The following is a 14,852-nucleotide window of genomic DNA, read 5'->3' as shown; positions in this document are numbered from 1 at the left end:
GGTGACGGGCAGCATATCTCACCGAAGTGCGGAATCCGGCCGCGGAAGTACCGCACGGTGCCCTATCCTTGCCCTCCCGTGCCGCCGCGATCCGCGTCTCCCGGCGAGACCCGCCGACCGCCCCGCGGCCGGGAACGCCCGTGACCGGCGGGACGTCACGGACCCCTGATTCGGCGGGTACGCGATGGCTCCGGTAAAATCGGTCGGTCCGTTTAAAACGATTTCTTAACGAACCAATCGCCGTGAAGGCAATAGGAGGTGCGGCATGACGACGGCTGCCGAGCTGCAGACCGTGCTGACCGTTCCGGCGCGTTTCCGCGGGCCGGAGGGCACCGCGAACGGCGGATGGATCGCGGGCACGGTCACCGAGGCGTTGCACGGCGCCCGGCACGACTCGGCCGTCGAGGTCACGCTGCACGCGCCCACCCCGCTCGACACCGAGCTGGAGCTGCGCCACCTGGCCAACACCGCCACCCTCACCCACGACGGCGCCCTCCTGGTGGAGGCCATCTCGGTCGCCGAGGAGCTCGACGCCCCGGGGTTCGTGCCGTTCAACGAGGCGGCCCGCGCCGAGGGCGGCTTCGCCGGCTTCACCGCCCACGCCTTCCCCGGCTGCTTCTCCTGCGGTCTGCGCACGCCCGGCGACGGCCTGCGGATCTTCCCCGGCCCGGTGGCCGACACCGGCCTGGTGGCCGCCGGCTGGCGGGTGCCGATGACCGTCACCGACACCGACGGCGTCGTCCCCGACGCGATCGTCTGGGCCGCGCTCGACTGCGCCACCGGCTGGGCGCATTTCAAGCCCGGCGAGTTCGCCCTGCTCGGCCGCCTCACCGCGCGGGTCCACCGCCGCGTCTACCCCGGCGGCACCTACTCCGTGGTGGCCCGCGCCACCGGCCGCGAGGGCCGCAAGCTCTTCGGTGAGAGCGCCGTGTACGAGGTGGACGGCACCCTGGTCGCCGCCGCCAAGGCCACCTGGATCGCCCCCGCCTGATCCGCCGTACAGCCTGATCCGCCGTACAGCCTGATCCGCCGTACAGCCGGATCCTCCAGACCGCCTGATCCCTCCGGACCGTCCGGTCTCTCCGGACCGTCTGGTTTTCCGGGCCGCTCGACCCGCCCGCCGCCGTCGCGGCGGGCGGCCGTCCTCAGAGAGCGCGGGCGGCCCGCTCCCGGAGGAAGGCGCGGCCATGCCCCGCCGGAACCGCCCCACCGGCCGGCGGCGCCCCGGCGCGGGGACCGTTCCGGGAGACTCCGCGCCCGCGGATCAGCGGGTCAGCCGGTCGGCGACCAGCGAGGCGCAGCGGTCGTCGAACAGGATCGTGTAGTGGTTGCAGTCGTCGACCATCTCGTCGCGCAGTCCGGGCAGCCGCCCGGCCCAGACGGCCGCGACCTCCTCGGGCAGCATGCCGACCGGCTGGTCCAGCAGCCCGCGCGGCGCCCGCAGCAGCGACAGCGGCGACCGCGCCGCGCGCAGCGCGTCGCCGATCGTCTCACCCCCGGTGAGCAGCCACCGGCCGTCCTGGCGGACCGGCTCCGCCCGGACCCGCGAGCGCACGGCCCCCTCCGGGCCGGTCGCGTCGTAGCGGACGTACTCCTCCACCTCCGGCCGCCAGGCGCCCGCGAAGGCCGGGTGGGCGCGGAAGAAGTCCACGTACGCCTCGACGCTGGGGAAGGTCCGCTCCAGCCGGGTGAGGGCCGGGCCGAGCGTGGCGGCGAGCACCGCGTCGGGGTCGGCGCCCGGGGCCTGCGGCAGCGGCAGCCCGCCGTCGATCAGCACGACCTTCGCGTAGTCGCGGCCTGCCGCGGCGAGGGCGGCGACGTAGGCGCCCATCGAGTGGCCGGTCAGCACGATGTCCCGCGCCGCGCCCACCGAGTCGGCCACCAGGTTCACGTCCTCGGCGTGGCGGGGCAGGCCGTACGGGCCGGGGAGATCGGCGCTGTGGCCGCGGCCCCGCAGGTCCATCGCGACGAGCGACCAGCCGGCCGGCAGCCGCCGGGCGACGGCGCCCCAGGACATGAGGGAGGCGGTGATGCCGTGCACCGCCACGACCACGCGCGGCCCGGTGCCGAACCGCGCGACGCGCAGCGCGCCGCCGGGGACCGCGACCTCGCCGAAGACGGGACTCACAGCGCTCACCGGCTCACCACGCTCTCCTCGGAACCCAGGTTCCGGCCAGTCTGCCACCCCGGCCACCACCCGGTCATCACGATCCCCCGAAAAGCGGCATCGGAGGACTCGCGGCGCTGCGCCGTAAGATCCGGTCATGAGGTCCTGAAGGTCACCGCCGTGCGTCTCCGGCCGCCGGGGCGGGCCATCGGGGCGTCACCCGCGCTCGTGACCGTGAAACGACTCGTGACCGTGAAGACCGCTCGTGACCATGAGACGGCTCGTGACCGTGAAGACCGCTCGTGACCATGAGACGGCTCGTGACCGTGAAGACCGCTCGTGACCATGAGACGGCTCGTGACCGTGAAGACGACTTGTGACCGTGAGACAACGGAGGGCCGGTGGGGACCGTGCCACGCATGCAGACGACCGCCGGGCGGCTGGCCCGGCTCGGCTTCGCCGACGGAGCCAGGGCCGAGCGGCTGCTCGGTGAGCTGGGACCCGAGGCGGCCGGTGACCTGGACCTGCTCGACGCCCTGGTCGGCACGGCCGACCCCGACCTGGCCCTCACCTCCCTCACCCGGCTCGTCGAGCGGGACCCCGGCGGCCCCGGACATCCGAGCGGCCCCGGCGGCCCCGGGGACCCGGGCGGTCCCGCCGCCCCCGGCCTCCTCGGCGCGCTCCGCGCCGACCCGGGCCTGCGCGCGAGGCTGCTCGGCGTCCTCGGCGTCAGCGCCGCCCTCGGCGACCACCTGGTCAGGCACCCCGAGCACGTCGCCCTCCTCGCCGGCGAGCGGGCCGTACGGCGCCCCGCCTCCCGGGACCTGCGGGCCGGGCTGCTGCGCGCGGTCGGCGCCGACCCCGGCGACCCCCGGCCCCGCGCGGCCGGGCACGGCACCGAGACGCTGTCGGCGCTGCGTGCCGCCTACCGCGGCCGGCTGCTCCACCTGGCCGCCCGCGACGTCACCGGCGCCGCCTCCCTCGCGGAGGTCACCTCCGAGCTGTCCGACCTGGCCGGGGCCGCGCTGGAGGCGGGCCTCGCCGTCGCGCGGGCCGAGCACCCCGGCTCCGAAGCGGTACGGCTGGCCGTCATCGGGATGGGCAAGTGCGGGGCCCGCGAGCTGAACTACATCAGCGACGTCGACGTCGTGTTCGTCGCCGAACCGGCCGAGGAGGGCGGCGACGAGACCGAGGCGGTCCGGCACGCCACCCGCCTGGCCCAGGGCATGATGCGGGCCTGCTCGGCCACCACCCCCGAGGGCGCGCTGTGGGAGGTGGACGCCGCGCTGCGCCCCGAGGGCAAGGCCGGACCGCTGGTCCGCACCCTCGCCAGCCACCTGGCCTACTACCGGCGCTGGGCCAAGACCTGGGAGTTCCAGGCGCTGCTGAAGGCCCGCCCGGTCGCCGGCGACACCGAGCTCGGCGAGCGGTACGTCGAGGCGGCGAACGAGATGGTCTGGCAGGCCGCCACCCGCGAGAAGTTCGTCGAGGACGTGCAGGCCATGCGCCGCCGGGTCGAGGACCACGTCCGCAGGGACACCGGCGAGGCCGCCGAACGCCAGCTCAAACTGGGGCCCGGGGGCCTGCGCGACATCGAGTTCGCCGTCCAGCTCCTCCAGCTCGTCCACGGCCGCCTGGACCCGCTGCTGCGCCGCCGCGCCACGCTCCCCGCGCTCGCCGCCCTGTCCCGCGGCGGCTACGTCGGCCGCGACGACGCCAGGGCCCTCGCCGAGGCGTACGCGTTCCTGCGCCGGGTCGAGCACCTGCTCCAGCTCCACCGGCTGCGCCGTACCCACGTCGTGCCCGCCGACCCCGCCGACCTGCGGCGGCTGGGCCGGGCGCTGGGCATGGCCGGCGACCCGGTGGAGGCGTTCACCGCCCGCTGGCGGCGGCACGCCATGGAGGCCCGGCGGCTGCACGAGAAGCTGTTCTACCGGCCGCTGCTGCTGGCCGTGGCCCGGCTGCCCGAGTCCGAGACCCGGCTGTCGGCCACCGCGGCCCAGGCGAGGCTGGAGGCGCTCGGCTATACCGACCCCGCCGGGGCGCTGCGCCACATCAGCGCCCTCACCAGCGGCGTCTCCCGCCGCGCGGCGATCCAGCGGACCCTGCTGCCGGTCATGCTCGGCTGGTTCGCCGACGCCCCCGACCCCGACGCCGGGCTGCTGGGCTTCCGGCGGGTCTCCGACGAACTCGGCACCACCCCGTGGTACCTGCGGCTGCTGCGCGACGAGACCGCGGTGGCCGAGCGGCTCGCCCGGCTGCTGGGCACCAGCCGCTACGCCACCGGGCTGCTGCTGAACGCCCCCGAGGCGGTGGTGATGCTCGGCTCGGACGCCGAACTGGCCCCCCGCCCCCCGGAGGCGCTGCTGAGCGAGGCACGGGTCACGGCGGGCCGCCAGACGACGGCCGAGAACGCGGTCGCCGCGGTGCGCGGCCTGCGCCGCCGCGAGCTGTTCCGTACGGCCGTCGCCGACCTCACCGGGCACCTCGACGTCGAACGGGTCGGCCAGGCGCTGTCGGCGCTGAACGACGCCACCCTCCAGGCCGCGCTGGACGCCGCGATCGACAAGGTCGAGATGGAACGGCGCGCCCCGCTGGGCACGAGGTTCGCGGTGATCGCCATGGGCCGTCTCGGCGGTGCCGAGCCCTCCTACGGCAGCGACGCGGACGTGATGTTCGTCCACTCGCCCCTGGAGGGCGTCGCCGAGCGGGACGCCACCGCCGGCGCCCACGCGGTGGCCAACGAGCTGCGGCGCCTGCTGGCGCTGCCCGCCCCCGACCCGCCGTTGCTCATCGACCCCGACCTGCGCCCCGAGGGCCGCCAGGGGCCGCTGGTGCGCACCCTCGCCTCCTACGCCGCCTACTACCGGCGCTGGTCGTCGCCGTGGGAGTCGCAGGCGCTGCTGCGGGCCAGGCTCTCGGCCGGCGACGCCTCGCTCGGCACCGCCTTCCTGGAGCTGGCCGACCCGCTGCGCTACCCGGCCGACGGCATCCCCGACACCGCCGTGCGGGAGATCCGCAGACTCAAGGCCCGTATGGAGGCCGAGCGGCTGCCGCGCGGCGCCGACCCGGCCCTGCACACCAAGCTCGGCCCGGGCGGGCTGTCCGACGTGGAGTGGGTGGCCCAGCTCCTCCAGCTCCGCCACGCCGGGCGGCTGCCGTCGCTGCGGACCACCCGCACCCTGGAGGCGCTGCGCGCCGCCGTCGCCGAGGACCTGCTGCCGTCCGACGACGAGGCCGCGCTCGCCGAGGCGTGGCGGTTCGCCTCGCGCGTCCGCAACGCCATCGTCCTGGTCAGGGGCAGGGCCGCCGACTCCATCCCGGTGGACGTCCGCGAGCGCGCGCTCATCTCCCAGGCTCTGGGCTACCCGCCGGACGGCACCGAGGACTTCGTGGAGGACTACCGCCGCGTCACCCGCCGCGCCCGGCGCGTCATGGAACGGGCTTTCTACGAGGACTGACCGACGCCGCCGGACATCGGGCCCGCGGGCCGTCCCGGGGTGGTGTCCCGGGGCGAGGGTTCGTTGTGGCCGCTCCCGGTCGTCCCCGTCTCTTTCGCCGATCCCATTGCGCCCCGTGGGACGGACGTGTATCAACGGTGCGGGTGATCCACATTGATATCGGTGTACATCGACCTGGCCATCGGCCTGGTGCTTGCCTTCCTGTTCCTCTCGCTCATGGTGAGCGGAGCCAACGAGGCCCTCGTCCGGCTGTTCGGCATCCGTAGCAAGTTCCTGTGGGCCTACCTCCGCGACACCCTGGACGGCGCCCGGGGGGACGGCCGGTCATGGGTTCCGGCGAAGGTGACGGACGTCTTCGCCCGGCTGCCGTTCTCCGGCGCCGACCCGCGCCCCCACCACGAGGCGGAGCCCGCGCCACCGGTCGTCGAGCCGGTGCCCGCCGACGTCGCGCCCGACGCCGTGTCCGTCTCCGGGCCCACGCCCGCCGACCCCGTCCCCACCGACCCCGTCCCCACCGACCCCGTCCCCACCGACCTCGCGTCCGCCGGTCCAACGCCCGCCACCGGTGCCGCGCCCGCGGGGACGACGTCCGCCGCGGACGCCGTGTCCGTCGGCGTTCCCGCATTCACCGGTGATCCCGTGTCCGCCGCCGACCCCGCGCCCGCCCCGCGGGTGGACATGACCGAGCGCCTGTACGAGCGGCTGCGTGAGATCGACCACCCCAAGGGCGCGCGGACCAGCATCTCCGACATCCCGCCCGAGCGGTTCTCCGGGGCGGTGATGGAGCTGGTCGCCGCCGAGGAGGGCGGGGTCGAGGGCCTGCTCGCCAAGCTGGAGGCCATCGGCAGCCCGCTGGCCGGCCACCTGCGGGGCGTCTGGGAGAGCGCCCAGCGCGACCTCGGCCGGTTCCGCAAGGGCGTGGAGAACTGGTTCGACGGCGAGATGGAACGGCTGTCCGGACTGTACCGCCGCTACGTCAAGTGGGTGATCTTCGTCCTCGCGCTGGCGCTGACGCTGGTGTTCGGCATGGACTCCCTGGAGTACGGCAAGACCCTGCTGCGCGACAACGCCTACCGGGCCGGGGTGGCCGCCATCGCGGGAGGCGGCGGCGAGGGCCTCGCGGCGCTGCGGGAGAAGTGCGCCGTGTCCGGCACCGCCGAGCCGTACGACTGCGTGACCGAGGCGTTCAGCTCGCCGGCGCTGGTCAAGATCTTCGACCACTCCCTGGTGAGCGTGACGATCCCCCCGGACGGCGAGCGCGACCCCTCCTTCAACTGGAACGGCGCCTCGTGGTGGGACCGGCTGATCAGCCCCGGCCACTGGCCCGGATACCTGATCACCGTGGTCGCCCTGCTGTTCGGCGCGTCCTTCTGGTGGGACGTCCTGCGCCGCCTGACCGGCCTGCGCAACCGCCGCTCCGGATAGGGCCGGTACGGCCACGGCGGCCAGGCAGGCGCGGCCGCCGCTCCGGATAGGGCCGGTACGGCTGCGGCGGCCCGAGACGGTTCCCCGCGGTTCCGGCGGCCGTCCCCGTGGTGTCTCGCACCGGGCGGGCCGGCCGCCGTGGTGTCTCCGCGCCGGGCGGGTCAGCGGTCCCGCAGCGCCGCCAGGATCCGGTCCACGTGGACCAGAGGGTCGTCGCCGATCGGGCGGAGCACCACCGTGTCGGCCCCCGCCGCCCACAGCGCCCTGACGTGCTCGGCGGCCTCCTCGGCCGTGCCCGCGGCCATCGGCGCCTCGTCCGGGGCGATGCCCAGGAACGACGCCGTTTCCTCGGCGGAGGGCCGGACGGCCTCGCGGACCAGCGCGGGGTCGTCGCCGACGTACAGGTGGGTGAACACCGCCACCTCGTGGCCGCCGTCCGGGCGGTCACCGCCGTCCGGGCGGTCGCCGCCCTCCGGGCCGTCACCGGCGGCCCGCCCGCCGTCGCCCGGGTCGGGGAGCGCCGGCCCGCGCCCGCCGGCGCCGATCAGCTCGCGGGCCCCGGCGATCCGCTCGGGGCCGAACCCCTCCGGCAGGATCGTCCCCTGCGCCACCCGCCCGGACAGCTCCAGCGAGCGCGGTCCCATCACCCCGGCGAGCACCGGCGGCGGCACGGCCGGCGGATGCACCAGCCGCATCCCCTCGAGCCGTACGGCCCGGCCCCGCGTGGTGACCGTCTCGCCGCGCAGCAGCGCCCGGACCGCCAGGACGGTCTCCTCCAGCAGTGCCAGCGGCGAGGGCACGGCCGCGCCCGCCCGCCGCATCCAGTCCTGGACGCCGTGGCCGATCCCGGCGGCGAGCCGGTTCGGATGCATGCGGGCCAGGTTGCCCAGCTCCATGGCCAGCAGGACCGGGTTGCGCAGTGGGGCCGGGGTGATCCCGATGCCGACCCGGATCCGCCCGGTCACGGCGAGCGCGGTGGCGGCCGAGGAGACGGCCCCCGTCCAGCCGAGGTCCTCGACCACCCAGACGTCGTCCACCTCCGTGGCGTCGAGGTGGCGGCAGAAGGGGACGAGCGTCTCCGGGGGGAGGTCGCGGTCGAACATGACGCCGAGGCGCATGGGGACTCCTGAGATCATCTTCGTGGATCCTCACCGTAGCGGGAGGGCGTCCGGACGGTCACGGAGGGCGGGACGGTCCACGGCGCCGATCCGAGGGGTCGCCTCGGGCCCCAAGGGGGGCAGGTAGCGGAAGTAGCCGGCGAGCCCCTTGACGGCGGTGACCGGGTCGATCCGCACCTCGGTGCCGGTTCGCAGCGCGTTCACCATCTCACCCCCGCCGACGTAGATGCCGACGTGGTGCGTCTTCACCGTACGCTTGCCGACCTTGCCGTAGAACACCAGGTCACCGGGGCGGGCCTGGTCGGCCGGCACCCGGGTGAGCCGTCTGACGTGGTCGTCGGTGTTGCCCGGCCCCAGAACGTCGCGGCCGTAGGCCAGGTGGTAGACCCACCTGGCCAGCCCGGAGCAGTCGAGGCCCAGGGTCGTGGTGGCCGGGCAGGGCCGGATCCGGCCGGTGTAGCCCTGGCAGGTGCCGTAGGAGGGGCCGGGTGCGGCGTCGTGGCCGCCGCCCCAGGAGTAGGGGATCGACCCGCCGGACCAGCCCGGCCGGTGGCCTCCGGCCTCGATCGAGAAGGCGATGGACGTCACCCGGTTCAGGGCGGCCGGCAGGAGCGGCGCGGAACCGCTGGTGAGCACCAGGACCCCGGCGAGCACGGCCGCGACCGCCCGCCTGCGGCGCCGGTCCGGGCCGCCTGCGGCCGTCGGGTCCGCCGAGGCCGCCGGATCGCGGCGTCCGGTGCCGCCTCCGGGCCGCGCCGTGTCCACCGCGGCCCGGCCGTCCGGGTCGTTCCGCGAGATCCGCGCCATCCCGCTCACCCCCGCTCCTCGGCGCAAGTCAGGTCAATTCTGCCTAATCCACTCGCCGGTCGCGCTCGATCGTCCCTTTCGCCGACCCGCCCGAACCGGGGGAGGAGCCATCGGGAGCGGGGAGGGGATCGGCGGGAGCAGGGAGGAGCCATCGGGAGGGGGAGAGGATCGGTGGGAGCGGGGGAGAGATACGGAGAGCCCGTGGCAAGGCGCATGGCCTTCCCACGGGCTCTTCGATTCCACGACCTCGCGGCGCCGCCTCGCGTCACTCCTCGCGAGGCCGGCCGCGCGGCGACCGATCAGACGTCGTAGTACAGCTCGAACTCGTGCGGGTGCGGGCGCAGGCGCAGCGGGTCGATCTCGTTCTCGCGCTTGTAGGAGATCCAGGTCTCGATCAGGTCCGGCGTGAACACGCCGCCCTCCAGCAGGTACTCGTGGTCCGCCTCCAGCGCGGCCAGCACCTCCGGCAGCGAGCCCGGCACCTGCGGGATGTCACGGGCCTCCTCCGGCGGAAGCTCGTACAGGTCCTTGTCGACCGGCTCGGGCGGCTCGATCTTGTTGCGGATGCCGTCGATGCCGGCCATGAGCTGGGCGGCGAAGGCGAAGTACGGGTTGCAGGACGGGTCCGGCACGCGGAACTCGATGCGCTTGGCCTTGGGGTTGGACCCGGTGATCGGGATGCGGATGCACGCCGAGCGGTTGCGCTGGGAGTAGACCAGGTTGACCGGCGCCTCGTAGCCCGGGACCAGGCGGTGGTAGGAGTTGATCGTCGGGTTGGTGAAGGCCAGCAGCGACGGGGCGTGCTTGAGCAGGCCGCCGATGTAGTAGCGGGCGGTGTCCGACAGGCCGGCGTAGCCCACCTCGTCGTAGAACAGCGGCTCGCCGTCCTTCCACAGCGACTGGTGGCAGTGCATGCCGGAGCCGTTGTCCCCGAAGATCGGCTTGGGCATGAACGTGACCGTGTGGCCGTACTCCTGCGCCGTGCTCTTGACGATGTACTTGTACAGCATCATCGTGTCGGCGGACTTGAGCAGCGTGTTGAAGCGGAAGTCGATCTCCGCCTGGCCGGCGGTGCCGACCTCGTGGTGCTGCATCTCCACCTCGACGCCGGCGTCGATGAGGCGGCGCACCATCTCCGAGCGCAGGTCGGTGAAGTGGTCCATCGGCGGCACCGGGAAGTAGCCGCCCTTGAAGCGCGGCTTGTAGCCGAGGTTGCCGCCGTCCTGGGCCTTGCCGGTGTTCCAGGCGCCCTCGATGGAGTCGATGTGGTAGAAGCTCGAGTGGGCGCTGGTCTCGAACCGCACGTCGTCGAAGATGTAGAACTCGGCCTCGGGGCCGAAGTAGACCGTGTCGGCGATGCCGGTGCCCTTGAGATACTCCTCCGCCTTGCGGGCCACGTTGCGCGGGTCGCGGCTGTAGGCCTCGCCCGTCAGCGGGTCGTGCACGAAGAAGTTGATGTTGAGCGTCTTGTGCTGACGGAAGGGGTCCAGGACCGCGGTGGACGGGTCGGGCAGCAGCAGCATGTCCGACTCGTGGATGGCCTGGAAGCCGCGGATGGACGAGCCGTCGAACATCAGACCGTCGGTGAAGACGCCGGCCCCGAAGTTCTCCGCGGGGAAGGTGAAGTGATGCGTCGTCCCCGGCAGGTCGGTGAACCTGACGTCGACGAACTGCACGCCTTCGTCCCTGATGAAATTCAGGACGTCGTCGGCGGAGTTGAACACGCGAACCTCCCAAGGGACACGGGCTGACAGTGCCGAACGTAGGACTGCGCCGTTACCACTCCGTGTCTCGACTGTTTCACTCATGTTAAGCACGACCTCCGTCCACGGTAGCCGCCCGGACACGCCCGGTTGCGCTGATACATCGACTTTTGCCGGAGTTTCACGTCCCGTCGCCGACTCTCGTCCGTACGGTCCCGGTAACCGGCGCGGGCGGATTCGAGGGCGGCGGCGCGGGCGGATACCTTTGGGGCATGAGCAGCAGGCAACCCCGCTGGACCCAGACGTGGCTCGGCGGCGTCCGATCGGCAGGAGTCGACCTCGGTCACCCGGGGGAACGGCTCGGCCTGCCCGAGCACGGCAGCGGGTCGGTCGCGGGGTTCGGCCGCAGGCTCGGCGCGCTGGTGATCGACTGGCTGATCTGCGCCTGGGCCATCACCCAGGGGCTGCTGCGGATCGACCCCACCCAGGGAAGCTGGATCCCGCTCCTGGTCCTGGCGGCCGAGTACATCCTGCTGGTCGGCACGATCGGCACGACCCTCGGCATGCGCCTGCTCGGGATCCGGGTCGCCGCGCTCGGCGGCGGACGGCCGCCCTTCCTCTCCGTGGTGGTGCGGACCGTGCTGCTCTGCCTGGCCGTACCGGCCATGATCTGGGACCGCGACCAGCGCGGCCTGCACGACCGCACGGCCGGCACCGTGGTCGTGCGCATCTGAGCTCCGCGGCGCAGAAAGGGTACGGCGCGGCGGTCAGGCGGGCCGGGCGCAGCTGAAGATCGCGGTGCCCGGCAGGTGACGGCCGCGCAGCGGGCTCCAGCCGCCCCACTCGCGCTCGTGGCCGTCCGGCCACTCCGGCTCCACCAGCCCCTCCAGGACCAGCCCGGAGGCGACGACGTGCCCGATCCAGTCGGCCAGCGTGCGGTGGTGCTCGACGTAGGACGGCCGCCCGTCGTCGCCGATCTCCACGTACGGGGAGCGGTCGAAGTAGGACCGGTCGGCGGTCAGGCCGCGCGGGCCCGGGTCGTCGGGGAAGGCCCAGCGGATCGGGTGGCTGACCGAGAAGACCAGGCGCCCACCGGGACGCAGCACCCGGCGGGCCTCGCGGAGCACCGCCCCGGCGTCGGCGACGAACGGCAGCGCGCCGTACGCCGAGCACGCCAGGTCGAACGACTCCCCGGCGAACGGCATGGCCTCGGCGTCGGCCTGGACCACCGGCAGCGGCTCGCCGCCGTCGCCGCCCAGGTCGATCCGGCGGGAGTGCTGGAGCTGGCGGAAGGACAGGTCGAAGGCCGCGACCCTGGCGCCCCGCGCGGCCAGCCACCGGCCGCACTGCCCGGCTCCGCAGCCGATCTCCAGGACGTCCTTGCCCTCGACGTCGCCCAGCAGGCGCGCGTCGGCCTCGTCCAGGCCCTCCGGGCACCAGACGAAGCCCGCGTCGCGCAGGAACCCGCCGTGCTCGGCCTGGTAGTCGTCGGCGGCGGAGTCCCACCAGCCGCGGTTGGCCCGGGAGGTGCCGGCGGCGTCCACCCGGTGTCGTGCCACCCCTGCGAGGTCCATCGGCGGGCCGGCCCGTCAGCGCATCTTCGGGCGGGGCATCCGGCCGCCGCGCGGCAGCGGGCCCTTGGGCATCGGCAGCGTCTGCGGGAGCGCCTTCAGCCGGTTGTTGACCTCGTAGACGGCGGGCTTCTTGAGGTTGCGCGGCAGCTTCATCAGGTGCCGCTGCAGCTTGCCGATCGGGATCTGCCCCTCGCCGTCACCGGACTGGATGTCGTAGACCGGGACGTCGAGCGCGACCCGCTGGACGCGCTTCTTCTCCGCGACGAGCATCCGCTGCACCCGCGAGCCCGGCCCCTCGGAGACCAGGACGATGCCGGGGTAGCCGACCACGCGGTGCACGATGTCCTGGTCGCGGTTGACCGCGACGGCCGGGGTCACCTCCCAGTTGCCGCGCATGCTCTGCAGGATCGCCGCGGCGGCGCCCGGCTGGCCCTGCAGCATGGAGTACTGGGCCCGCTGGGCGAGCTGGCCGAAGACGACCAGCCCGACGATGAGGGCCGCCATCACCCCGATGAGGAGGAGGTACCAGAACCAGCCCGTGACCAGACCGAGCACGACGAACAGCACAAGCGTGCCGAGCGCCGACGCGTAGACGATCGGCATCCCCTTGGGGTTGGCCTGCTTGATGATCTGAGCGATCATGCGGAGCTGCTTGACGCGCCCCGGGCGCTCTTGGTCTTCGGGCTTCTTCGCCATAGTTATGAAGGATACAAATCGAGTGGGCAAGAGATGAAAACGTGACCTGATGGCCGACCGGCCCGGCCCCCGCCCGCGCCGCCGCGGGTACACGGTGACGCGGGCACACGGCAGGCGCGGCCGGGAGCCGTACGGCGGCGCGGGCACGCGGCGGTACGGCGGGCCGTACGGCGGCCTCAGGCGTTCTGGCGGGCCTCGATGGCCTGCTGGTACAGACGGCCGGCGCGGTAGGAGGAGCGGACCAGCGGGCCGGACAGGACCCCGGCGAAGCCGATGGCCTCGGCCTCCTTCTGCAGCTCGACGAACTCCTCCGGCTTCACCCAGCGGTCCACCGGGTGGTGGCGCGGGGTGGGGCGGAGGTACTGGGTGACGGTCAGCAGGTCGCACCCGGCCTCGTGGAGGTCGCGCATGGCCTGCAGGACCTCCTCGCGCTCCTCGCCCATGCCGAGGATCAGGTTGGACTTGGTCACCAGACCGGCCCGCCGGGCCTTGGTGATCACTTCCAGGGACCGCTCGTAGCGGAACGCGGGACGGATGCGCTTGAAGATCCGCGGCACGGTCTCGATGTTGTGGGCGAACACCTCGGGCCGGGCGGAGAAGACCTCCTCCAGCTGGGCCTGGTCGCCGTTGAAGTCGGGCACCAGCAGCTCGACGCCGCAGCCGGGCACCATCGCGTGGATCTGCCGGGCGGTCTCCGCGTACAGCCACGCGCCGCCGTCGGGCAGGTCGTCGCGGGCGACGCCGGTCACGGTGGCGTAGCGCAGGCCCATCTGCTGGACCGACTCGGCGACCCTGCGCGGCTCGTCGGTGTCGTACTCGGCGGGCTTTCCGGTGTCGATCTGGCAGAAGTCACAGCGCCGGGTGCACTGGTCGCCGCCGATGAGGAACGTGGCCTCGCGGTCCTCCCAGCACTCGTAGATGTTAGGACAGCCGGCCTCTTCGCAAACCGTGTGCAGACCCTCGCGTTTCACCAGCGACTTCAGCTCGGTGTACTCAGGGCCCGTCTTCAGCCGGGTCTTGATCCACGGGGGCTTGCGCTCGATGGGGGTCTGGCTGTTGCGAACCTCCAGGCGGAGGAGCTTTCGGCCTTCAGGAGCAACGGTCACGCCATTCAGCTTATGTCCCCGGCGGACAGCGGACGCACCCGGTACCCCGTGGCGACCTGCGGCGCGCCGCCCGCCCCGCGCGGCGGATCGGGCCCTCGGACCCCGCCCCCGGCCCGAGGTTCCCCGGCCCCGCCTCCCGGGCCGCCCCACCGGCGCGCCTAGCGGCGGAAGAGGTCCTCCTCGAACAGCTCGAAGGCCCGCGCGCCGAGCGCCTCGGCCAGGCGCTTCTCGGCGTACGGCGTGACCTCGTCCACCACGATCCGGCGGCCGGTCTCGGCCGACAGCGAGGACACCCCGGCGTCGCTGATCCCGCACGGGACGATCCGGTTGTACCAGCTCGGGTCGTTGGCGCAGTCGAGCGAGAACCCGTGCATCGTCACGCCCCGCGACACCCGGATGCCCACCGCGCCGACCCGGCGGTCCGGCAGCCCGTGCGACGGGTCGCCGGCCACCCAGACGCCGCTGCGCCCCGGCACCTGTACGGCGGGCACCCCGAAGTCGGCGCAGACGCCGAGCAGGGTCTCCTCCAGCAGCCGGACGTAGGAGGCCACGTCGAGCGGCCCGCCGAGCTTGACGATGGGGTAGCCGACGAGCTGGCCGGGACCGTGCCAGGTGATCCGGCCGCCCCGGTCGACGTCGATGACCGGGGTGCCGTCCGTGGGCCGTTCGCCGGGGGCGGTGCGCTTGCCGGCCGTGTAGACCGGCGCGTGTTCGAGCAGCAGGCAGGTGTCGGGGATCTCACCGGCCACCCGGCGGGCGTGGAGCCGCCGCTGAAGATCCCAAGCCTGTTCGTAGGGGAAGTCGACACCGAGACGGACTATCGCCAGGTCACTCACGTACCAAGAGTAGTTGACC

General features: G+C 73.7%; 12 protein-coding genes. 4 read left to right on the top strand and 8 right to left on the bottom strand.

Annotated features, from left to right (window positions below; all coding sequences use genetic code 11):
* The first annotated feature begins 265 nt into the window (after positions 1–265).
* Positions 266–991 (top strand): hotdog fold domain-containing protein, encoded by a 726-nt coding sequence (locus HDA43_RS05260; protein WP_179818592.1) that lies wholly within the window; start codon positions 266–268, stop codon positions 989–991.
* A 273-nt stretch (positions 992–1,264) separates the two neighbouring features.
* Here the strand turns inward: HDA43_RS05260 and HDA43_RS05255 are convergent, their stop codons facing one another.
* On the bottom strand, positions 1,265–2,137 hold the full coding sequence (locus HDA43_RS05255; RefSeq protein ID WP_312873023.1) for an alpha/beta hydrolase: 873 nt from the start codon (positions 2,135–2,137) through the stop codon (positions 1,265–1,267).
* 389 nt (positions 2,138–2,526) lie between these two features.
* Here HDA43_RS05255 and HDA43_RS05250 point away from each other — a divergent pair, with 389 nt between their 5' ends.
* Positions 2,527–5,568 (top strand): bifunctional [glutamine synthetase] adenylyltransferase/[glutamine synthetase]-adenylyl-L-tyrosine phosphorylase, encoded by a 3,042-nt coding sequence (locus HDA43_RS05250; protein WP_179818590.1) that lies wholly within the window; start codon positions 2,527–2,529, stop codon positions 5,566–5,568.
* Between the two features lie 162 nt (positions 5,569–5,730).
* Complete coding sequence (locus HDA43_RS05245; protein WP_179818589.1) at positions 5,731–6,993, top strand: hypothetical protein; 1,263 nt, start codon at positions 5,731–5,733, stop codon at positions 6,991–6,993.
* Between the two features lie 161 nt (positions 6,994–7,154).
* On the opposite strand, the gene HDA43_RS05240 is transcribed toward HDA43_RS05245, so the two are convergent.
* The 3 genes from HDA43_RS05240 to glnA form a co-directional block, all read right to left on the bottom strand.
* Positions 7,155–8,129: an LLM class flavin-dependent oxidoreductase gene (locus HDA43_RS05240; protein WP_246423910.1), complete on the bottom strand. Its 975-nt coding sequence runs from the start codon at positions 8,127–8,129 to the stop codon at positions 7,155–7,157.
* Positions 8,130–8,141: 12 nt separating this feature from the next.
* Positions 8,142–8,918: a C40 family peptidase gene (locus HDA43_RS05235; RefSeq protein WP_179822801.1), complete on the bottom strand. Its 777-nt coding sequence runs from the start codon at positions 8,916–8,918 to the stop codon at positions 8,142–8,144.
* Between the two features lie 299 nt (positions 8,919–9,217).
* Positions 9,218–10,642: a type I glutamate--ammonia ligase gene (glnA, locus tag HDA43_RS05230; RefSeq protein WP_179818588.1), complete on the bottom strand. Its 1,425-nt coding sequence runs from the start codon at positions 10,640–10,642 to the stop codon at positions 9,218–9,220.
* Between the two features lie 251 nt (positions 10,643–10,893).
* Here glnA and HDA43_RS05225 point away from each other — a divergent pair, with 251 nt between their 5' ends.
* Positions 10,894–11,355, top strand: coding sequence for an RDD family protein (locus HDA43_RS05225; RefSeq protein WP_179818587.1), 462 nt, complete (start codon positions 10,894–10,896; stop codon positions 11,353–11,355).
* 33 nt (positions 11,356–11,388) lie between these two features.
* Here the strand turns inward: HDA43_RS05225 and HDA43_RS05220 are convergent, their stop codons facing one another.
* The 4 genes from HDA43_RS05220 to lipB all read right to left on the bottom strand — a co-directional run bounded on the left by HDA43_RS05220 (position 11,389) and on the right by lipB (position 14,833).
* Entirely contained in the window at positions 11,389–12,195 is an 807-nt protein-coding gene (locus HDA43_RS05220) for a class I SAM-dependent methyltransferase (protein ID WP_179818586.1), read from the bottom strand.
* Positions 12,196–12,210: 15 nt separating this feature from the next.
* The gene (locus tag HDA43_RS05215) at positions 12,211–12,891 is read right to left on the bottom strand and encodes a DUF4191 domain-containing protein (protein ID WP_179818585.1); all 681 of its coding nucleotides are present in this window, start codon (positions 12,889–12,891) and stop codon (positions 12,211–12,213) included.
* 176 nt (positions 12,892–13,067) lie between these two features.
* Positions 13,068–13,997, bottom strand: a complete 930-nt coding sequence (gene lipA / locus HDA43_RS05210; RefSeq protein WP_179818584.1) for a lipoyl synthase — start codon at positions 13,995–13,997, stop codon at positions 13,068–13,070.
* Between the two features lie 158 nt (positions 13,998–14,155).
* Positions 14,156–14,833, bottom strand: a complete 678-nt coding sequence (lipB, locus tag HDA43_RS05205) for a lipoyl(octanoyl) transferase LipB (protein WP_179818583.1) — start codon at positions 14,831–14,833, stop codon at positions 14,156–14,158.
* Between the last annotated feature and the right edge of the window lie 19 nt (positions 14,834–14,852).

The sequence above is a fragment of the Streptosporangium sandarakinum genome, from assembly GCF_013409935.1.
Classification (GTDB): Bacteria; Actinomycetota; Actinomycetes; order Streptosporangiales; family Streptosporangiaceae; genus Streptosporangium; species Streptosporangium nondiastaticum.
Note: the sequence above shows the minus strand (reverse complement) of the source record. Positions and strands in the feature narration are given on the sequence as shown.

Excerpts from the sequence above, each read along its gene's own strand:
- HDA43_RS05260 (WP_179818592.1), top strand. The coding sequence starts at position 266 with ATGACGACGGCTGCCGAGCTGCAGACCGTGCTGACCGTTCCGGCGCGT.
- HDA43_RS05220 (WP_179818586.1), bottom strand. The coding sequence starts at position 12,195 with ATGGACCTCGCAGGGGTGGCACGACACCGGGTGGACGCCGCCGGCACC.
- HDA43_RS05215 (WP_179818585.1), bottom strand. The coding sequence starts at position 12,891 with ATGGCGAAGAAGCCCGAAGACCAAGAGCGCCCGGGGCGCGTCAAGCAG.
- HDA43_RS05225 (WP_179818587.1), top strand. The coding sequence starts at position 10,894 with ATGAGCAGCAGGCAACCCCGCTGGACCCAGACGTGGCTCGGCGGCGTC.
- HDA43_RS05240 (WP_246423910.1), bottom strand. The coding sequence starts at position 8,129 with ATGATCTCAGGAGTCCCCATGCGCCTCGGCGTCATGTTCGACCGCGAC.
- HDA43_RS05235 (WP_179822801.1), bottom strand. The coding sequence starts at position 8,918 with ATGGCGCGGATCTCGCGGAACGACCCGGACGGCCGGGCCGCGGTGGAC.
- HDA43_RS05250 (WP_179818590.1), top strand. The coding sequence starts at position 2,527 with ATGCAGACGACCGCCGGGCGGCTGGCCCGGCTCGGCTTCGCCGACGGA.